Consider the following 19,475-nt stretch of genomic DNA (forward strand, 5'->3'; position numbering starts at 1 on the left):
GCGCTACAAGCCGAGCACGCGGGTGGACATCAACCGGATCGTCGAGCGCGTGGACCCGGACAGCTGGGACGAGCGCAACAGCATGGAGCTCAACGACATGCCCCGTGTCCTGGGCAAGCCGGGAGTTCCGGTGATGAGCATGCACACGATCGACGACTGGCTCGTGCCGCTGTCCATGCAGCAGACCTACACCAAGAGGGTGGCCGCCAACGGCCAGTCCGGCCTGCTCGTCAACCGTGGGCTACGGTCCGCCACGCACTGCGGCTTCTCCGACGCCGAGCTGAGCAAGGCGTGGAAGGACCTCACCAGCTGGGTGGAGCGAAAGAAGGTCGCGTCCTTGACGTTCGGCTGCCGCTTCATCGACCCCGAGGCACCCGCAACGCCCACCAGCGAATCACGGAAACTCTTCCCCGCCTGCCTCAAGTAGCGTACCCATGACGGGAGTTGATGCTCGCCGCCTCAGCCGCACAGGCGCGCAACGGTCACACCCGTCATAGCGACCGCCTGGCCCTCGCCGGACTGACGTCCGCCACGGCGGCGCATACCGTCGAGGGGGGCAGCCGATCCGGGCCACCGCGCCGGGGCCGCTCGACTCACCTGCCCCCGACGGCGAACACGACTGGCTCGCCCCTGACCGTCCGGCCCGGTACGAGAGCGTCCAGTCGACGGTGCGGGTGCCGATGCACGACGGCACCCGCCTCGCGTCGGCTGTCTCCCTGCGGGACCCCCTGCTGCGCGCCTTCATGAGCAACTGGCTGCAGGCCGGCAGAGACGCTCTGGCACAGCACTTCGACCCCACTGCCCGCGCACTGGACGCCCTCGTCGAGAGCTTCGCTCTGCACAACCACTTCGACCCCGCCCCCACCAGCCGTGCCGACATCACCGCGATCGTGCGGACCGCCGCGGGACGCCACAAGGACCCGGGGCCGCGTCAGTGAGACGTGGCGCGCCGACGGCATCCGCCATCTGCCTCGCGTGGCAGCCGAGTGTCTTCGCAGGCACGAGCAGCGACGTACGATGACGAGCGCTCGGTATACCGACCCGACAAATGCGGACTCTGCTGCTCGATCTGCGCCCCGACCCTCAGGCCGTACGCAACCGGCCCACCTTCTCCACTATCGGTGGGCCGGGCACGCCTTGGCCGAGCTACGAGGGCGATCCGCTGGAGCGCTCCGCCGACGACTCCAGCCGCGTATAGGCGTGGACGCGACTTTCCAGCCCCTGCGGGTTGGGGCCGTAGACGGCGATCATGCGGGCGTACTCCGGCGCCCAGTAGCGACCGACGCTCCCGGCCGGAACCCGGACCACGTCGCCCGTGACAGCCTCGAGGGTCTCTCCGTCACACGCGACGAACAGGTGCCCTTCCAGGACGTAGTTGAACTCGTCGTGCGGATGCTCGTCCGTCCATGACTCTCCCCGCAGTTCCCACTCGATGAGGGCGACGCCCGGTCGGCTGCCCTCGCCCGGCGGCACGAAGACGTGGCCTTTGGGCCATCCCTCCTCCCGGCGAACGAGGGGGCTGGAGAGGTATTTCTGCGGCGCCATCGTCTGTCCCTTCCCCATGGCGTGCGTACGGAGACATCAGTCCTTCGGGAGTTCCAGCAGAGCCAGAGTCGCGGTGTTCGCCTTCTCGACCAGCACCGCGAGTGACCGCGGCTTGCCGTCCCACGTGACCCAGCGATTCGCGCCCTCAAGGATGGTCATGACGAGCTTGACCTGCTGAACCGATGGCCCGAAGCCCATGTCCTCGGCCGCAGCACGATAAAGCGCTTCGTACAGGTCGACCCAGGCGTCGACTTCCTCGCGGAGCACTGACGGGAGGAAGTGCACGACCTGGTCGGTCGCCACCAGCAGGTCCCAAAGGTCGCTTTCGGGAAGCTGGATCTGTCGGGTCAGGTGGACGTGCACCATCCGGTGCCAGCCCTCCTTGGGGTCAAAGACCCCACGCACTTCCTCGAGTACGGCGATGCCGAACTTGTAGAAGTGCCAGCGGAGGGACTCGGCGACGATCTCGTCGCGACCGTCAGGGAAGTGGTTGTACAGGCTCGGGGCCTTGATGGCCATCTCCTTGGCAATCATGCGCATGGAGACGGAGTTGAACCCGTTCTCGGTGGCCAGCCGGAGGAACGCCTCGAGGATGGCTCGCCGGGACTTGCTCTGGTGACTCCAGTCGAGCTCGCTCAGATGCTTGTCGAACTCCTCGACAGCGCGGGGCCACCGTTCCTCGGTCACGACCACTCCTTTGCCGACGTCTGAGACCCGAAGGCACGGGACATCGAAAACTACCTTACGTTAGTCAGTGTCCGTCTCATCGCGCTTCACCGCGTCTCAGCTGGGGTGTCGTCCCGGCCCCACGGCAGTAGCCAAACTACCTTACGTTAGTTAGCCTGCGGTATGCCCAGACAAGCACAGGCTGCATCCGACGCATCCGGCGAAGGCTCCTCCACGGCCTCTCGTGATGATCTCGCCGCCGCTCTTCGCGGGGCGGGAGTCGAGTTCGACGACTCGTCGCTGACGCGAGCTCTGTACTCCTCCGACGCGAGCCTCTACCGCGTTGTCCCGTCCGCGGTCGTGAGGGCGCGGAACGTCGAGGACGTGATCGCGGCTCATGAGGTGGCGCGTGAGATGCGGATTCCGGTCACGATGCGCGGTGCCGGCACGAGCATCGCCGGCAACGCGATCGGAAGCGGCATCGTCATCGACACCCGTCGGTTCGGCCGAGTACTCGAGATCGACCCGGTCGCGCGTACGGCGCGCGTGGAACCGGGCGCTGTGCATGCGGATCTGCAGCGCGCGGCAGCGCCTTACGGACTGCGGTTCGGACCGGACCCGTCTTCGCACAGTCGCTGCACGATCGGCGGGATGATCGGCAACAACGCCTGCGGGTCACGGGCGCTGGGCTACGGGCGGACGGTGGACAACGTCGAGTCGCTGCGCGTGCTCTACGGGAACGGCGAGCTGGCCCGGGAGCAGGACGGCCGGCCCAGCGGCGTCACCGGAGCGCGGCTGGCGACCGTCGGGGACGCGAACCTGGCCCATCTGCGCACTGAATTCGGCCGCTTCGGCCGCCAGATCAGCGGCTACAGCCTGGAACACCTGCTGCCCGAGCGGCGCCGCATCGACCGGTTCCTCGTCGGCAGCGAGGGGACTCTGGCAACTGTCCTCGAAGCGACCGTACGGCTGGTCGACGACAGAGTCGAACGCAGGATGCTGGTGCTCGGGTACCCGACGATGGCCGACGCGGCCGACGCCGTGCCGACGCTGCTCGCTGCGGCGCCGGGTCGTCTCATCGCCTGCGAGGGCATGGACTCGCGCATCGTCGGCCTGGTGCGCGAAAAAGGTTCGCCGGTCCCCGACCTTCCCAGGGGAAGCGGTTGGCTGTTCGCGGAGGTGGCGGGAGAGGGCGCGATGGATTCGGTACGGCGGCTCGTCGCCGCCGGTGCCGCACTGGACACCAGGCTGGTCGACGACCCGCGTGAGGCGGCCGCGCTGTGGCGTATCCGTGAGGACGGCGCCGGGCTCGCGGGACGGTCACTGCCGACGCCGGCATACGGGGGCTGGGAGGACGCGGCCGTCCCGCCGGAACACCTCGGTGCGTGGCTGCGCGACTTCGAGGAGCTGTTGCGGGCGCACGACCTTCGGGGCATTCCGTACGGGCACTTCGGCGACGGCTGCATCCACTGCCGCATCGACTTCCCCTTCCGACCCGGCGACCCCGCTTCGACCGGAGTCTTCCGCGACTTCATGACCGCGTGCGCGACCCGGCTGCGTGACTACCGCGGCACGCTGTCGGGAGAGCACGGTGACGGCCGGGTCCGCGGTGAGCTGTTGCCGCTGATGTACGACGAGGAGTCCCTCGCCCTCTTCCGGCAGGTCAAGGCCGTATGCGACCCCGACGACCTCCTGAACCCGGGCATCATCGCCGACCCTGTTCCGATCACCGAAGATCTGCGGCCGGTGCGCCCGCGGGAGCCGGTGCGTGCGGGTCTGCGGCTGCTGCACGACGCGGGAGACCTCGGTGACGCAGTGCATCGTTGCACGGGCGTCGGAAAGTGCGTGGCGCCGAGGACCGCAGGGGTGATGTGCCCGTCCTATCTAGCCACGAGGGACGAGCGCGACTCGACCCGCGGCCGCGCCCGCGTGCTGCAGGAGGCGCTCGACGGTGGCTTGCTGCGCGGTGGTCTGCAGGACCCGGCCGTGGCCGAGGCGCTCGACCTGTGCCTCGCGTGCAAGGGCTGCTCGAGCGACTGTCCCAGCGGCGTCGACATGGCCACCTACAAATCCGAGGTGCTGCACCAGCGACACGACATCGCCGGGGTGCGGCGACCGCGGTCCCACGTCTTCCTCGGACAGCTCCCGAAGTGGGCGCGTCTCACCGCGCCGCTGGCACCGCTGGCCAACCTGCTCCTGCGCGTCGGGCCGCTCGCCGGCCTGGCCAAATGGGTCGCCGGTATCGACCACCGGCGATCCGTGCCGAAGTTCGCCTCCCCGACTCTGAGGAAGGCGACGGACTCCTCCGGTACGGAGGATTCGCCGGCCGACGTGTGGATCTGGGCCGACTCCTTCACCGACCACTTCTTCCCGGAGTCCGGCCTGGCGGCGATCCGGTTCCTGGAGTCCCGGGGCCTCACGGTCCGCGTCGTCCGGGAGGACGCCTGCTGTGGCTTGACCTGGATCACGACCGGCCAGCTAGACCAGGCGCGGGTCCTGGTCGGCCGGACGATGCGGACGCTCGCGCCCTACGTCCGCAGTGGAATCCCGGTCATGGCGCTGGAGCCGTCCTGTCTCGCGTCGCTGCGCAGCGACGCGCGGGAGCTGTGCGACACCGAGGAGGCGGACGTGGTGGCGTCGGGTGTGCTGAGCTTCGCCGAGCTCGTCGAGCGTCTCGACCTGTCTCTTCCTGACCTGACCGGCGTGGAGGTGGTGGCGCAGCCTCACTGCCACCACAGCGCGGTCATCGGCTGGGACACCGACCAGCGTCTGCTGGAGAGGGCCGGTGCGACCGTCACCAAGGTGCAGGGATGCTGCGGCCTGGCTGGCAACTTCGGTGTGGAGAAGGGGCACTACGAGGTCAGCGTCGCTGTCGCCGAGACGCACCTTCTGCCCACGGTGCGGACGCACTCCGATGCGGTGTTCCTCGCGGACGGCATGTCCTGCCGCGTGCAGCTCGACGACCTGGCCGACGTACCGGCCCAGCATCTGGCCGAGCTGTTCGCGTCCCGCGCCTGAGGCCTGGCAAAACGTCTGCGGAACCGGGCCGGGGCTCGGTTCCGCAGACGTGAAGAGTGCAGATCAGTGGATCTGGTTGCTCAGGGTCCCGACCTTCTCCAGGACGACCTCGACCTTGTCGCCGGGGCGCAGCCACATGGGCGGATTCCGCTTCGCGCCGATGCCCTCGGGGGTACCGGTGGCGATGACATCGCCGGGGCTGAGGGTGAGGAACTGGCTGACGTAGGAGATGATCTTGGCGACGGAGAAGATCATGTACTTGGTGTTGGAGCCTTGGACCCGGGTGCCATTGACGAATGTCTCGATGTCCAGGGCCTGTGGGTTGCCGATCTCCTCCAGGGTCACGATGGCTGGTCCGAACGGCGTCGCCCGGTCAACAGCCTTGCCCGCGAGCCACTGTGTGCCGCGGTACTGGAGATCCCGGGCGGTGATGTCGTTGAGAACGGACAGTCCGGCCACGTACGACAGAGCGTCGCTCTCGTCCACGCGGCTGCACGCCTTGCCGATGACGACGGCGAGTTCTCCCTCGAAGTCCAGGTTGTCGGTCACGTCGGACCGGTCGATGGCGTCGTAGGGGCCGATGAGGCTGCTGGCGAACTTGGCGAACAGGTCGGGGTGGCTCGGCATGGCGCGACCGGTCTCGCCGACGTGGTCGGAGTAGTTCAGGCCGACGCAGAGGACCTTGAGCGGGTCGGTGACCGGCGGGCCGAGGCGCACCGTGGCGACGTCGCCGACGGGCTCGATGGCCCCGCCGTCGAGAACCGGGTCGAGGGCCGCGGCGATCGAGGGCAACCGGCTGCCGTGCGCCTGGAGGAACGCACGGGTCGACGGCAGGTCGGCGGAGGCCGCAAGGCCGGCCGCGCGCAGCGCGGTGTTGAGACCGAACACGTGGTCGCCGTGCAGGAGGCCCGGCTGCCAGCCGGCACCGGAATGGTAGGAAACAAGCTTCACGTCATGTCCTTCGTCGTAGTCAGTCGTACGGGGTGTGTGCCGTTCGCAAAGGCGCCCTGCCCGCGGGGAGGCTCGCGGGCAGGGCGCTGCGTGGGAACCGGAGCCGTCAGGAAAGACGGATGGTCTTCTTGTTGGCGAACTCGTCCAGGCCCAGGCGGCCGAGCTCTCGGCCGATCCCGGACGCCTTGACACCGCCGAACGGCAGGTCGGGCTGGCTGCGGATGAGGGTGTTGAGGCCGACCATGCCGACGTCCAGGCGGTCGGCTATGTCCGCGGCGAGGTCCGCGTCGCGGGTGAACACGGCGGATCCGAGCCCGAACCGGGAGTCGTTCGCGACCTCGACGGCCTTCTCGACGGAGTCGACCTTGTACAGGACCGCGACAGGACCGAAGAGTTCCTCGCTGTAGGCGCGCATCTCCGGGGTCACACCGGTGATGACCGTGGCTGGGTAGAACGCACCGGGGCCGTCGGGGACCACGCCGCCGAGGTGCAACTCGGCCCCCTTGGACACGGCGTCGGCCACCTGCTCGGCGATCTCCCGCCGGCCGGACTCGGACGCCATCGGGCCGATGCGGGTTTCCGGGCTCAGCGGATCGCCGGTGTTCCACTGCTTCGCGCGGGCGACGAACCCCTCGAGAAACCGGTCGTAGACATCACTGTGGATGATCATCCGCTTGGAGGACGTGCAGGACTGGCCGGCGTTGCTGAACCGGCCCGTCGCGGCCAGGTCGAGTGCGAGGTCGAGGTCGGCGTCGGGCAGGACGATGAACGGGTCCGAGCCGCCGAGTTCCAGAACGCACTTCTTGAGATGCCGGCCGGCCTGGGCGGCCACGATCTGGCCGACTTCCTCCGAGCCGGTCAGCGAGACGCCCCGGAGTCGGTCGTCGGCGATGAGGGAGGCGATCTGCGAGGACGACACGATGAGGTTCTCGTAGACGCCCTTCGGAGCGTTCGCGTCGGCGACGATGGCATCGATGAGCAGCGCCGTTCGGGTGCAGGAGCGCGCGTGCTTGAGGAGGACCGTGTTCCCGAGCAGAAGGTTGGGTGCGACGAAGCGCGCCACCTGGTACAGCGGGAAGTTCCACGGCATGATCCCGAGCACGGGGCCGGTGGGGGCGGTCTGGACGACGGCTCGTCCCCCGGCGCCGATCTCGATGACCTCATCGGCCAACAGCTGGGCACCGGCGCCGGCGTAGTAGTCGTAGATCGAGGCCGATAGGGCGACCTCGCCTTCGGCCTGGGCGAGCGGCTTACCCATCTCGGTCGCCATGGCCTCGGCGAGCTCGGCGCTTCGCTCCCGGTGGAGCTGGGCGATGCGGCCCAGGACAGTGCCCCGTGCGTCGGCTCCGGTGCGGGCCCAGTCGCGGTAGGCGTCGGTGGCGCGGGTGAGCGCCGCGGCGACCTCGGTGTCGGTCATCATCGTGTACTCGGCGAGCACCTCACCATTCAGCGGCGAGATGGTCTTGTACGTGCTCATAGCTGGCTTCTCCAAACCGCTTGCGGGGGGTGTGGTCAGACCACGGACGGGATCAGGACCTCGTAGCTGGGGTATCCCTGGGCTGCCTCCGCCTCGGAGATCGCGATGAACTTGTCGAGGCCGCCGACGTAGAAGTTGGCGGTGCGGGCCTTTCGCTTGCCGGGGATGTTGTTGCCGAAGATCCACGAGCCGGTCTCCAGGAACAGCGAGCCCTTGAGCTCGTCGAGGCAGGTCTGGAGCCACTTCTCCTCGGCCTCCTCGCGCAGCCAGATGGAGGCGCCCTGGGTGTCCTTGATGCTCTTGACGGCCTGGGCGATCCACTTGGCCTGAACGCCGATCGCAGAGGGGTTGTTCACGAACGGGCCGTTCGGGCCGAGGATCATGAACAGGTTCGGGAATCCGGACACGGTCATGCCCATGTGGGTGCGGGGGGCGTCGGCCCAGTGCTCCTTGAGGGTCTTACCGCTGATGCCGCGGATATCCATCTTCCGGTAGCTGCCCTCGACGGCGTCGAAGCCGGTGGCCAGGACCAGGACGTCGAGCTCGTGGAGGGCGCCGTCCTCGGTGACGAGGCCGCCCGCCACGAACTCCCGGATGGGGTTCTCCCTGATACTGACAAGAGTGACGTTGGACTGATTGAAGATCTCGAAGTAACCGGAGTCACAGATGGGGCGACGAGCGAACAACTCGCTCGGGGTGAGCTTGCGCGCCGTCTCCGGGTCCTGGACGGTCTCCCTGATCTTCCGCTTGATGAAGTCGGCGGCGAGCTCGTTGGCGGCGCGGTCGCTGGTGACGTCGCAGAAGGTCTCCGTGGCGAAGGTGTAGTTGCCGCCCTTGCGCCAGGCCCACTCGAAGACGGCCTCGCGCTCCTCCTCGGAGACGCTCCAGATGCTGCGCGTGGTCTCGTCGACACCGAAGCCGATCTTGGAGGTGCGGAACTCCTCCCAGCGGTCCTCGCACGTGGTCTTGAACTGCTCCAGTTCGGCGTCGGACCACTCGCGGTTTCCCGCGGGGACGCTGTACTGCGCCGTGCGCTGGAACGAGGTCAGATGGGCGACGGTCTTGGCGGCCTCGGTCATGAACTGGATGCCCGTGGAACCGTTGCCGATGACACCGATGCGCAGGCCGGAGATGTCGAGATCCTCGGGCCAGTCGGCGGTGTGGACGATGCGGCCCTTGAACCGGTCGATCCCGGGGAAGTCGGGGATGTTGATCTGGGACAGGAGGCCGGCGGCAGTGACCAGGAAGCGGGCGCGGAACTCGCCCTTGTCGGTGACGACGTGCCAGTTCGCGTTCTCCTCGTCGAAGGCAGCGCTGACCAGGGCGGTCTCGAGCTGGATGCGTGAGCGCAGGTCCCAGAAGTCGACGGCGTCCTCGATGTACTGGCGGATCTGAGGCCCGGGAACGTAACGAGTGCGCCAGTCGGTCCGCTGGAACAGTTCCTTTTCGTAGGGCAGCTGGTACATGAAACTCTGGGTGTCGGAGAGCGCACCGGGGTAACGGTTCCAGTACCAAGTGCCGCCAACCTGCGGCGCCTTGTCGATCGCGATCGCGTCGAGGCCGGCGTCGGCGGTGAGGGTGCGCAGTGCCATGACGCCGCCCATACCGGTTCCGACTACGAGTGCATCGATCTCACGCACGGTTTTTTCGTTGCCCATGTATTGCTCCTTTGCGGGATTTCGAGCACAGAAAAAGACTCGATCGGCAGGGTGAACAGCGCACAGGTCTGCGCGGCCATTGTTTCCCCGGGATCACCGGGGAGAGTCGAGCGAGATTTCGACAATGCGACGTTACGACTCGGAAATATTGAGCGCCAGACAGAATTGATGCGAAGGTCGCGAGCGATTGTTTCCGGAACTGAAATGATCAGTGCGGCTGCAAGGCCGCTCAGGCGGCGACCGCCGGTCGATTCTGGCGCAGATGGCGGCGCAGGTGTCCGAGTGCGGCTTCGACGGGCAGGGTGGTCGCCCCGGATCGCCACGCCACGCGGAGATGCACGTCGGGCACCAGTTCGCATTCGCGTTGAGCGAGGGGGAGGAAGACGACGTTGGGATTGGTCGTCGTGCGGGCGACGGACCGCAGGGCGAGATGACAGCCGACCTCGGCACCGACCAGCGCCAGACAGGAGAAGGTGTCGGGGGCGAACTGGACGTTGTTGACGCCGCCGGCGCCGTGCGCGTAGCCGAGGCGCCAGAGCCGGTCGGTGGTGACCGATCCGGTGGCGTAGGGCAGGGAGACGAAGGGCTCGGAGGCCACGTCCTGGAAGCCCACGACCTGGGAGCCGGCGAGGCGATGCGTCCGGGGCACCGCTACGACCAGCGAGTCCGCGATGAGGACCTCACTGTCGAGGCCGGGCGGCGGATTGTCGAAGCGGCCCAACCCGACATCCACCTCTTCATCCAGCAGGCGGCGGATCGTAGGCCTGGAGACGGCTTGCGAGGTCAGATCGAGGCGGATGCCGGGATGGTCCGCGCGCATGGCGCGGGAGAGGGCGGCCACCAGAGGATGCGCGGCGACCCCGCAGAACTCGACACGGACGATGCCGGATTCCCCGGAGACAGCAGCTCTGACGGCGGTTTCGGCGCAGGCGACCGCTTCGAGCACTTGACGGGCAGGTTCGATGAGAGCTCTGCCGGCCGGGGTGAGGGAGACCGAGCGGGTATTGCGCTCGAAGAGGCGGGTACCGAGGTCACCCTCGAGGGCCTGGATGGTCCGGCTCAGCGGCGCCTGGGCCATGAAGAGCTGCTCCGCGGCCCGACCGAAGTGCAGATGCTCGGCGACCGCGAGGAAAGCCTGAAGTTGTCGCACATTCACGGTCGCACACACCTCCGATTGCAATGTTCAGCACCCACCGTATACTAACGACCGTTAGTTCGCTAGAGTCGGCGTGAGGCAGTGTCGCCGACCCACGTCGGCCGCCCGTATGGCTGCATACCCCGCTGTCGGGCCGTCGCCGAGATTAATCCAGTTTCGACAACACACCGTTCCCAGTTCTGACGTATTCCGATCTGACGCGGTCGGACCCGTTGACGGACTGTTCGGCTGTCCTTACGTTTCATTTCACTTTCCGCACAAGCAGGTTTAGGCGGCCCGAGTTCCCGGCCACCGAATGTCTTCGCCCTGATCTGAGAGGGTTGAAATGTCTCTTGCAAGCAGCACCGAAACCCCGGCCGGAATCGCCGGTGGTGCCGGTGGTTTGCTCCTTGTCGGTCCTCAGCAATACCCGAGTCTGGAGCGGGAGCGGGCGCTGGCCGAGGAGTTCGGGCTGGACTTCATGGTGGCGCCGGACCGGAAGACGTTCCGTGCGTCGATCCCGGAAGCGACCGTGGTGATGGTGACCCCGTACGCGCCCGTGGAGGCCCAGGACTTCGCCGCGATGAAGAAGTGCATCGCCGTGGTGCGGTACGGCATCGGCTACGACAACATCGACGTGACGGCCGCCCGGACGAAGGGTGTGCCGGTCGCGATCGTGCCGGGTGCGGCGACCGAGGAGGTCGCGTCGCACGCGCTCACCATGGGGCTGCTGCTGGCGCGGCGCATCCCGGCGGGGCAATCGGCCATCGAGGCCGGCCAGTGGGCGGGCAGCGTCGGGATGGACACGCCGCGGTTCTCCCATCTGGACGTCGCGGTCGTGGGCATGGGCCGGATCGGCCGCCAGGTCGCCCGGTGGTACGCGGCACTGGGCACGAACGTCCGCGGCTACGACCCGTTCGCGACCTTCACCTCGGTACCGGCCGCGCCGCTGAGGGAACTGCTCGAGCAGTCCGACGTGGTGTCGCTGCACCTGCCGTTGTCGGCCGAGACCAGAAACCTGATGTCGGCCGAGGTCATCGGACGCATGCGGCACCGCTCGGTCCTCGTCAACGTCTCGCGCGGCGGGCTCGTCGACGAGGCCGCGCTGGCGGACGCGCTGCGGTCCGGCCATCTGGCGGGTGCGGGTCTGGACACCTTCACGACCGAGCCGCTGCCGGCGGATCACGTACTGCGCGGTGTGCCGAACCTGGTGATGACCCCGCACGTCGCGTGGCGGTCCGACCTGGCGATGGACGCGCTCCAGGAGGCCGTCGTGCTGCGCGCCCGACAGGCGCTGACAGGCCGGCCGTTGTCGGACCTGGTCACCTGACCGGACCGGCATCCCGCCACGGCCACCTCCCCCCACACCAGAACGTCTGTGCAGGCATCGGTGCCGGCGCAGCGAGCTCCACGCGGTGAGCCCGTACCTGAACAGGACGGCATCACTCGGGGAGGCGACACCTACACCCAACCGGCCCCGCGGTAGCTCGGTGGGCCTCACCAGGAAGAGAAACTCATGGCACGACACGAGCAGGTCCCCACTGTGAGTGGTGAAAGACGAAGGGCGGAGGTCGTGGACGAGCCGCGGCATCTGCAGGGCAACATGGGCGTCGGCGAGCTCGCCATGAGCGTGCTCGCGTTCTCCGCGCCGCTGACCACGGTGGCCGGGTTCATCCCGGTGCTGCTGATGTTCGGCGGCAAGACGGGTCCGGCGATCTACATCGTGGCGACGGTCATACTCCTGGTCTTCTGCGTCGGCTTCACGGTGATGGGCCGTGCCGTTCCGAACCCGGGCGGCTTCTACTCCTTCGTGACCCAGGGTCTCGGACGCCCGGCCGGTCTGGGCGGCGCGTTCCTGGCGACGTTCGGCTACTTCATGATCGGTTTCTTCGCTCCGTCGTTCTTCGCCATCACGGTCCAGAGCTACGTGGAGAAGAACCTCAACGGTCCTCACATCGCATGGGGCTGGTATGCGCTGGCGATCGTCGCGGTGACCACCGCACTGGCCTACCGGCGCATCGACCTCTCAGCGAAGGTGCTGACCGTAGTCATGGTGCTCGAAGTCGTCGCCGTTCTCGTCTTCGACGTCGCGTCGTTCGTCCACGGGGCTCCGTCCGGCACCGGGGGCGCCACCCTGAGCCTGCCGTGGCTCACCGACCCCAACATCGGTCTGGCACTCCTGTTCGTGGTCGGCAACTTCTTCGGGTTCGAGGCGACCGTCATCTTCCGCGAGGAGGTCAAGGATCCCGACAAGACCATCCCCCGGGCCACCTACCTGTCCGTGGCGGGCATCGGCGTCTTCTACGCTCTGGCCGCGTGGGCCTACATCGCCTTCACCGGCGCGGACAAGACGCAGGCGACCGCCACTGCCAACACCGGCGGAATGTTCACCGACGCGCTGACCGTGCTGGTCGGCAAGACCGTGGTCGACATCGTCACCGTCCTGCTGCTGACCTCGATCCTGGCGTCGATGCTGTCCATCCACAACGTCACGGCGCGATACATGTACTCGCTCGGCACCGACGGTGTGGTGCCGACGGTCCTGGGCAAGGTGCACCCCAAGCACGGGTCGCCGTATGCGGCCGCGTCCGTCATCGGCGGCCTGTGGGCCATCGGTGTGGTGCTCTTCGTGGCGCTGGGCAGCGACCCGAACGTCCTGTACGCCCGGGCGTCCGGCATCGGTTCCTTCGCGATCCTGCTGCTCCTGTTCGCGGCGAGTGTGGCGGTGTTCGTCTACTTCCGTCGCAACCCGTCGCGGGAACCTGTGTGGAAGACCGCCGTCGCACCGCTCGTGGCGGCGATCGGTATCGGCGTGGTGGCCTGTCTCGCGGTGGCGAACTACTCGGACCTGCTCGGTGGCTCCGGCTTCGTCACGTCGTTCTTCCTGATCTTCACATTCGCGTTGTTCCTGATCGGAATGGCCGTCGCGCGAGTTCTGCGGACTCGGCGTCCCGAGGTGTACCAGCGCATCGGCCGCCAAGAGCTGTGACGGCCTCCGCCTGCGACGCCGTGTACGTACGGCCGGGACACGACAGGCACTAGAAGGGGACGCCTCGTCCGACGATGTTGACGCTCGGCGACTCGCGCGACAGCAAACAGTCTGAGTACACGACAAGGAAGGTGCGGAACACCGTCCGGCGCCGCTGCCGAACGAGCTGGATGCACCGACGTCTTACGTCGGGGACGTCCACGAGCTCGGGCACCAGCGGCGCCGGATCCGCATCGGGAAACTTCTTCACTCACTACCCTAACGTCCGTTAGTTAGTTAACGTTCTTCCCATCTGTTGAACTTCTTCGCAGCAACCGAGGTAGCCATGAAAACTCCGGCAGAGACAGCGCCGAACCAACCGGCCGCCGCCGTCGGCAACGGGCTTCCGCTTCAGGTCGCGGTCATCGGCGCCGGCCCCAGCGGGTGCTACGCGGCCCAGGCTCTGCGCAAGGGACAGCCCGACCTCGAGATCGCGGTCTTCGACTCGCTGCCGACGCCGTTCGGGTTGGTCCGGTACGGCATCGCGCCGGATCACCAGGGCGCCAAGGCAGTGTCACGCCAGTTCGAGCGGCTCTTCGGGCAGCCGGGGGTTGATTTCGTCGGGAACGTGTCTGTCGGAACCGATGTGAGCTTCCGTGCGCTTCTGGACAACTTTCACGCAGTCGTGCTGGCAACCGGACTGGGGACGGACAGGCAACTGGGCATCGACCAGGACCCGGACGCTCGGGTCGTCGGCGCCGGTGACCTGATCCGCTTGTTGAACTCCGACCCGGACTCTCGCCTGCGCCACCGGCAAGCCGGTCCGGAGTGTCTGGGGCCCGAGGTCGTCATCCTCGGCACCGGAAACGTCGCGGCGGATGTCGCACGGCTGCTGGCCAAGTCCGACCTGGACTTCATCGCGTCGGACGTCGACGACGACGCGCTGCGCGCAGTGGCGCCGGACCCCGTGCGGACGATCCACATCCTGGGGAGGTGTGAGCCGCATGCAGCGAAGTGGGATGCGTCAATGGTCAAGGAACTCGCCGAGGTCGTCGGGGTCCACCTGAGCGTGGATGGCGTATCTCTGCTCGGCGGGCCCGCGGTGTCTCCGCGCACGACGGTGAACGTGCGGTTCCGGCAGGTTCCGGTCTCCATTCGCAGGCACGACGGCCGGGTCCGCGTGACGACCCGTCATGTGGAGGGCACGGCGCTGGTCGACCACCTCGACGCCGACACCGTCATCACGGCGCTGGGCTTCGACTCCCCTCCGGCACAGCCGGCACATGTCGCTGATCTGGAGGCATCGAACGTGTTCCGCGTGGGTGGTCCCGCCACCGGCCGCCTGGGAAACCTTGCGGAGAACCGGAAGTTGGCGGCATCTGCGGCGAAGTGCGTCCTCGAGTTCCTGCGCGGCCAGGAGCCGCAGCAGCGTACGGGCCTGTTCGGCCTCCGCGACCAACTGCCGGCCTCGACGGTGAGTTTCGAGGCGTGGCAGCGCATCGACGGTGCCGAGGTTCGACGCGCCCGGCCCGACAGGTGCCGAAGGAAGTTCACCACCAGGGGCGAACTCCTCGCTGCGGCGGCGGGTTCCGACGCCCTGGCTTCCATCCCGACGGCCACGACTGCGGCCATCGACAACACAGGAGAAACGGAATGACTGTCGTACACGTCCTGTACGGGACCGAGTCGGGCAACGCGGAGATGGTCGCCGACGACATCGTTGCCGCGTTCCGTGGCCAGGGGTTCGAGACAGTGACCGCGGAGCTGACCGACGTCGAGGTGTCCGACCTGGCTGCCATGGAGATCGCGGTGTTCGTCAGTTCCACTTACGGGGAGGGCGAACTGCCGGAGACTGCCGCGCCGTTCTACGACGCGCTCATGGCGGAGCGCCCCGACCTGACGGGTGTGCGGTTCGCGGCGTTCGGGCTCGGTGACAGCATCTACGAGACGTTCAACAACGCCATCGAGACCCTCCGTAGAGCACTCCTGGAGCTCGGCGCGGAGCAGATCGGTACCACGGCCAAGCATGATGCCGCGTCGACGACCCCGGCCACAGAACTCGCTGACGCGTGGACCCGGGACCTCCTGACCCTGATGCCCGCCTGACCTGGCCTTGTCCTGACCAGACCCGAAGGAGTGACGGAGATGAGTTTGACCATTGAGGACGCCTCGGCGATGTTCCCGTGGAACGACGAGGGATTCCGGGCCGACCCGTACCCGGCGTACGAGCGTGCGCGGGCGATCGCGCCGGTGCACCGGACGACGGAGAACACATATGTGGTACTGAACCACGCGGACACCATGCACAATGCGAAACTGCCGTGTATGCGGATTGCGGAGCCGCCGTCGTTTGCCGCCGCCGGCGAGCACCCTCATCCATGGACCGCGTTCGACAACACCGTCCTGTCCAAGGACGCGCCGGAGCACACCCGGATGCGGCGGCTGACGAATCGTTGGCTGACACCGAAGATGATCGGCACATGGGCGCGGCTGACGCATGACTTCACCGTCGAGACGCTCGACAAGCTCGCCCCGGGCGAGGTGGTGGACGCTCACTTCGACCTGGGCGTGATGCCCACCCATCTGACGATGTGCCGCATCCTCGACATGCCCGTGGGTGACGTGGAGGGGATGTTCTGGGCTCTGTGGGACGCGATGCTCATCAACGCGACCGCACCGGGTGAGGGGATCCACGCGAGGTCGCTGGCTGGGATGAACTTCATGTTCGCCGAGACCGAGCGGTACGTACGGGAGAAGCAGAGCGCCGAGGAGCCTGGAAACGGGCTGGTCGATGAACTACTCGCAGCCCACGGGCGCGGCGAGCTCACCTGGCGCGAGGTCCTGGAGACCACGGTGCTGCTGTACATGTCGGGCGGCCCGAACCCCGCCTACCTCATCGGTGCCGGATTCAAGTTGTTCGCCGAACGACCAGACCTGATGGCCGAGTTCAGGGAGAAGCCGGAGATCCGGGAGGCGTTCGTCAACGAACTGGCGCGGCTGAATCCGGTCGAACTCATCATCACACGGTTCCCGAACGAGGACATCGAGATCCAGGACGTGCGCATCCCTGCGGGGTCGTGCATCAAGTACCCGATCGGCGCCGCGAACCGGGACCCGGCGGTGTTCGAAAACCCGAACAACTTCGACCACAACCGCCCGCCGGAGGCGAGCCGGAACCTGACGTTCGGGCTCGGTACCCACGCGTGTGCCGGGCAGCTGTTGGCGCGGGCCGAGACCAGCGTGATTCTCGGCCTCATCGCCGAGCGGTACTCCTCGGTCGAGCTCGCCGGTGAGCCGCTGGAGGTCCGCACCGACCGTCTGGTCGCGTTCGACAAGCTGCCTGTCCGACTCTCCTGAGCCGGACTGCCGGTCCCTTACTTCGAGGAGCGGTTGAATCACTGCCGACCATGCACATCTCGGGCAACCAACCCTGCCGACGTCGCCCCGGTCTACCCACGCATGACCGGCAACTGACAGATCAGGAGTGCGAAGCGACGCCAGAGACGGCGGGGTGAACCACCGACTCCCCGAGTGGTGAACACCTCCGCCCCCGGCCCCGGTAGGAGCTGGGGGCGGAGGGCAGGTTTTGCACAAAGCCCTCTCGCTCCACCAAGCTTCATGACCAGCCCGGACTGCCCGTTGGCCCCGTACACGGCAAGGCAAGTACGGGGCCAACCACAGCACCAGGTGCTTCGGCAGGCGGGTCTTCGGCCTGACTCGGCTGGCAGCTCGCGGAGGCGACGCGCAGCGCCTGATTCCGGGACGGCGTCCCCGGGACGCGGCTCCGGCTGCTGGCGGGCCTCACCCGGCAGCAGCCGGAACGGAGCTGCGTGGTCTATCCGCCTGGTCGGCATGGCGTCTTCGGCAGACGGCGGTCGACCGTGACGTAAAACACCATGAATCAGCCTTTATGAGGATGTGCTCTCTGAAGCCAGGAGACAGGCCTGCGGCAGCAATAGGCCCCGCTTCCACCCCATGCCTGATCCCCGCCTTCTGGTTCAGTCCTGAGCAAGAGTCGCGCGGGCATCGCCCGCGGAGCGCCGTATTGCGGTGTCGGTCAGTTCTTTGACCCTGTCTGCGGGTACCGGGAGGCCCGGGGTCTCGGAGAACCAGCGCCACTTCTCCGCGTCGGTCAGCCCCTCGGGCTGTGCGGGCAGGTACGGCTGAACGTAGACGGGGTGCCTGGCTCGCTTCGCCAGCTGTCGGCGAGGCTTCCGGTGTCCACGGCGTCGTAACCCAGCGCGTCCAGCAGCTCAGCCACCTTCCAAGAACTCGCGCAGCTCCCGGCTGCGTCCGTATACCTCGTCCCCGGTTGCCCACTGGGGCCTGATTCCGGCGGTCAGCGCCCGTTTCGCCTGTGCGAGGGCGAGCGCCGGCTTGGTGGCGAATGCGTGATCCTGAGGGGAACCCGCCGTCGCCATCCGCGCCGGATCGGCGATCCAGTCGGCCTGCACGTACAGGTCCCGGTCGATGAGGGCGTGGCCCCGCTTGGTCGCGTACGTCGTGTACACCGCGACGATCACGTTCTCGGCCCGGCCCATCGTGCCGGAATACTGCCGGCCCATAGCCGCGGTTTTCGTCCCCTTCTTCGCCTGCCCCGTCTCGTCGGAGATCAGGACCCCGCCGTCGGCGCCGAGGTGCCGGGTCAGGAACGCGCGCACCACGTCTCTCGCGGCGTCCTCCTCCCAGCAGGCGCGTTCGAGCAGGTGGTCAGGCGGTACGGCCGGGGCCGACTGCCTCTGCGATCGACCAGCAGTTGCCCGCGACGCCCGGCATCAGTAACCCGCGCAGGTACAACACGCCGTTGGCCCGCAGGTCGCGGCGGCGGTAGACCGGCGCGAGGTCTGCGGCGAGTTCGGCGAATACCGTTTCCATCTGCTCGGGATCTGCACCGCGGTGCGGTGCAGATCCCGAGCCGTGGTCACCGTGTGTGGTGCCTGTCACCTCCGATACCGCTGGGCCACTGCCGCGAAGGCGGCCTTGGGTTCCCATTCCATGTCGGGGTAGGTCTGTCCCCGGTGCCCTTCGAGGAGTTTGACGATGCCCAGGCCTGCCCGGTCCAAGTCGTCCCTGGGGTCGCCGTCCGGGCGGTGCGGGTAGCCGGGCAAGGCGAACAGGAACACGAACGCGCTGTCCACGCCCTCGGTCTCGAAGATTTCCAGCAGTTCGCTCAGATATGCGGCCTGGCCGGCCTCGTCGCGCTCGTATATGCCGTTCAGTCGCACAGGGGCCTTGGTTTGTGGGTCGTGCTCGACCACTTCCAGCACCCGCCCGCCGCGGTCTCCCGCGCCGCGGTAGGCCGCGGTGCCGAACCCGGTGATGGCGAGCGGCTTCGGGCCTTGGGCCAGGGTGCGCACCGCGTCCCGGAACCGGTCGGCGACCTCGGCGGAGCGGATCAGCTCGTACGTCACGATGTCGAAGAAGGTCCAGTCGACCTGCTCGAACTGGATGGATGCGTAGGTGAGCTTGCCCTGGAAGCGCTCGCGGACCGTGGCCGCCGCGTCGCGGAGGAACGTGTTGATGCGCACACCGAGTTCACGCATCGCTTCGGCCCGTCGCTCGGGCCGGCTCATCAGTTGCTCGACCCGTCCCTCGGGGCTTTCTCCGGGTAGGAACCCGCGGTTCATCACGCTCAGCTCGACCCCTGCGACGAACACGACTGCGGCCCCCTGCTGTCGGAGCCGTTCCGCTCGCGCGGCGCAGTCGTGGAAGAGCGTGAGGATCTGCTCCGGATCCAGTTCCAGCGGATAGGGCGAGAACCAGACCTCCAGGCCGAGCTCGGCGGCGACACCGGCGGCCAGCTCCAGTCGGTCCGGGGCGCCGCCGATGATCTGGACCGCGTTGCAGTGCAGGTCGTCGCGGATGACGGCGAGCTCGCGCCGGACCACCGCGGTGTCGAAGTGCTCGCGGGATATACGGCCGTGCGCGACAAATCCGGTGTCGTAGGTCATTCCTCTGGCTCGCATGATGACGTCCTCTCTGTCAGTCGCGGGCGGGTCGAGGCTGACAGGAAAAGTGCGTGCGCGCAAGTTTGCGTGCACGCAGTCATGCGTGGGA

At 67.6% G+C, this 19,475-nt stretch carries 17 protein-coding genes; 8 read left to right on the forward strand and 9 right to left on the reverse strand.

The window, feature by feature from the left end:
* The first annotated feature begins 22 nt into the window (after positions 1-22).
* Complete coding sequence (locus tag JIX55_RS01540) at positions 23-427, forward strand: hypothetical protein (RefSeq protein ID WP_257561391.1); 405 nt, start codon at positions 23-25, stop codon at positions 425-427.
* Positions 428-680: 253 nt separating this feature from the next.
* Complete coding sequence (locus JIX55_RS01545) at positions 681-938, forward strand: hypothetical protein (protein WP_257561392.1); 258 nt, start codon at positions 681-683, stop codon at positions 936-938.
* A gap of 208 nt (positions 939-1,146) precedes the next feature.
* Here JIX55_RS01545 and JIX55_RS01550 read toward each other — a convergent pair whose 3' ends face one another.
* The gene (locus JIX55_RS01550) at positions 1,147-1,545 is read right to left on the reverse strand and encodes a cupin domain-containing protein (protein WP_257561393.1); all 399 of its coding nucleotides are present in this window, start codon (positions 1,543-1,545) and stop codon (positions 1,147-1,149) included.
* Between the two features lie 36 nt (positions 1,546-1,581).
* The gene (locus JIX55_RS01555; protein ID WP_257561394.1) at positions 1,582-2,232 is read right to left on the reverse strand and encodes a TetR/AcrR family transcriptional regulator; all 651 of its coding nucleotides are present in this window, start codon (positions 2,230-2,232) and stop codon (positions 1,582-1,584) included.
* 339 nt (positions 2,233-2,571) lie between these two features.
* On the opposite strand from JIX55_RS01555, the gene JIX55_RS01560 reads away from it, so the two are divergent.
* Positions 2,572-5,229, forward strand: coding sequence for an FAD-binding and (Fe-S)-binding domain-containing protein (locus tag JIX55_RS01560; RefSeq protein WP_306819967.1), 2,658 nt, complete (start codon positions 2,572-2,574; stop codon positions 5,227-5,229).
* Positions 5,230-5,292: 63 nt separating this feature from the next.
* Here the strand turns inward: JIX55_RS01560 and JIX55_RS01565 are convergent, their stop codons facing one another.
* The 4 genes from JIX55_RS01565 to JIX55_RS01580 all read right to left on the reverse strand — a co-directional run bounded on the left by JIX55_RS01565 (position 5,293) and on the right by JIX55_RS01580 (position 10,471).
* A complete protein-coding gene (locus JIX55_RS01565; protein WP_257561396.1) occupies positions 5,293-6,180 on the reverse strand; it encodes a fumarylacetoacetate hydrolase family protein in 888 nt (295 codons plus the stop codon).
* Positions 6,181-6,286: 106 nt separating this feature from the next.
* Entirely contained in the window at positions 6,287-7,657 is a 1,371-nt protein-coding gene (locus JIX55_RS01570; RefSeq protein WP_257561397.1) for an NAD-dependent succinate-semialdehyde dehydrogenase, read from the reverse strand.
* Between the two features lie 35 nt (positions 7,658-7,692).
* Complete coding sequence (locus JIX55_RS01575; RefSeq protein ID WP_257561398.1) at positions 7,693-9,315, reverse strand: flavin-containing monooxygenase; 1,623 nt, start codon at positions 9,313-9,315, stop codon at positions 7,693-7,695.
* Positions 9,316-9,544: 229 nt separating this feature from the next.
* A complete protein-coding gene (locus JIX55_RS01580; protein WP_257561399.1) occupies positions 9,545-10,471 on the reverse strand; it encodes a LysR substrate-binding domain-containing protein in 927 nt (308 codons plus the stop codon).
* 325 nt (positions 10,472-10,796) lie between these two features.
* Between JIX55_RS01580 and JIX55_RS01585 the strand changes: the two genes are divergently transcribed.
* The 5 genes from JIX55_RS01585 to JIX55_RS01605 all read left to right on the forward strand — a co-directional run bounded on the left by JIX55_RS01585 (position 10,797) and on the right by JIX55_RS01605 (position 16,775).
* A complete protein-coding gene (locus JIX55_RS01585) occupies positions 10,797-11,780 on the forward strand; it encodes a C-terminal binding protein (protein ID WP_257561400.1) in 984 nt (327 codons plus the stop codon).
* Positions 11,781-12,023: 243 nt separating this feature from the next.
* Positions 12,024-13,439 (forward strand): APC family permease, encoded by a 1,416-nt coding sequence (locus JIX55_RS01590; RefSeq protein WP_257561401.1) that lies wholly within the window; start codon positions 12,024-12,026, stop codon positions 13,437-13,439.
* Between the two features lie 325 nt (positions 13,440-13,764).
* Entirely contained in the window at positions 13,765-15,075 is a 1,311-nt protein-coding gene (locus JIX55_RS01595) for an FAD-dependent oxidoreductase (protein WP_257561402.1), read from the forward strand.
* The gene (locus tag JIX55_RS01600; protein WP_257561403.1) at positions 15,072-15,524 is read left to right on the forward strand and encodes a flavodoxin domain-containing protein; all 453 of its coding nucleotides are present in this window, start codon (positions 15,072-15,074) and stop codon (positions 15,522-15,524) included. The genes JIX55_RS01595 and JIX55_RS01600 overlap by 4 nt, the downstream gene beginning before the upstream one ends.
* 39 nt (positions 15,525-15,563) lie before the next feature.
* Positions 15,564-16,775, forward strand: coding sequence for a cytochrome P450 (locus JIX55_RS01605; RefSeq protein ID WP_257561404.1), 1,212 nt, complete (start codon positions 15,564-15,566; stop codon positions 16,773-16,775).
* Positions 16,776-17,671: 896 nt separating this feature from the next.
* Here the strand turns inward: JIX55_RS01605 and JIX55_RS01610 are convergent.
* The 3 genes from JIX55_RS01610 to JIX55_RS01620 all read right to left on the reverse strand — a co-directional run bounded on the left by JIX55_RS01610 (position 17,672) and on the right by JIX55_RS01620 (position 19,369).
* Entirely contained in the window at positions 17,672-18,124 is a 453-nt protein-coding gene (locus JIX55_RS01610; RefSeq protein WP_443046686.1) for an IS701 family transposase, read from the reverse strand.
* 4 nt (positions 18,125-18,128) lie between these two features.
* Positions 18,129-18,293 (reverse strand): hypothetical protein, encoded by a 165-nt coding sequence (locus JIX55_RS01615; RefSeq protein WP_257561406.1) that lies wholly within the window; start codon positions 18,291-18,293, stop codon positions 18,129-18,131.
* Between the two features lie 65 nt (positions 18,294-18,358).
* Entirely contained in the window at positions 18,359-19,369 is a 1,011-nt protein-coding gene (locus tag JIX55_RS01620; protein ID WP_257569181.1) for a hypothetical protein, read from the reverse strand.
* Positions 19,370-19,475: the final 106 nt, after the last annotated feature.

The organism is Streptomyces sp. DSM 40750, assembly GCF_024612035.1.
Lineage (GTDB): Bacteria > Actinomycetota > Actinomycetes > Streptomycetales > Streptomycetaceae > Streptomyces.

Coding starts and splice junctions, on each gene's coding strand:
- JIX55_RS01595 (WP_257561402.1), top strand. CDS start 13,765: ATGAAAACTCCGGCAGAGACAGCGCCGAACCAACCGGCCGCCGCCGTC.
- JIX55_RS01585 (WP_257561400.1), top strand. CDS start 10,797: ATGTCTCTTGCAAGCAGCACCGAAACCCCGGCCGGAATCGCCGGTGGT.
- JIX55_RS01575 (WP_257561398.1), bottom strand. CDS start 9,315: ATGGGCAACGAAAAAACCGTGCGTGAGATCGATGCACTCGTAGTCGGA.
- JIX55_RS01620 (WP_257569181.1), bottom strand. CDS start 19,369: ATGACCTACGACACCGGATTTGTCGCGCACGGCCGTATATCCCGCGAG.
- JIX55_RS01570 (WP_257561397.1), bottom strand. CDS start 7,657: ATGAGCACGTACAAGACCATCTCGCCGCTGAATGGTGAGGTGCTCGCC.
- JIX55_RS01545 (WP_257561392.1), top strand. CDS start 681: ATGCACGACGGCACCCGCCTCGCGTCGGCTGTCTCCCTGCGGGACCCC.
- JIX55_RS01600 (WP_257561403.1), top strand. CDS start 15,072: ATGACTGTCGTACACGTCCTGTACGGGACCGAGTCGGGCAACGCGGAG.
- JIX55_RS01550 (WP_257561393.1), bottom strand. CDS start 1,545: ATGGCGCCGCAGAAATACCTCTCCAGCCCCCTCGTTCGCCGGGAGGAG.
- JIX55_RS01605 (WP_257561404.1), top strand. CDS start 15,564: ATGAGTTTGACCATTGAGGACGCCTCGGCGATGTTCCCGTGGAACGAC.
- JIX55_RS01615 (WP_257561406.1), bottom strand. CDS start 18,293: ATGGAAACGGTATTCGCCGAACTCGCCGCAGACCTCGCGCCGGTCTAC.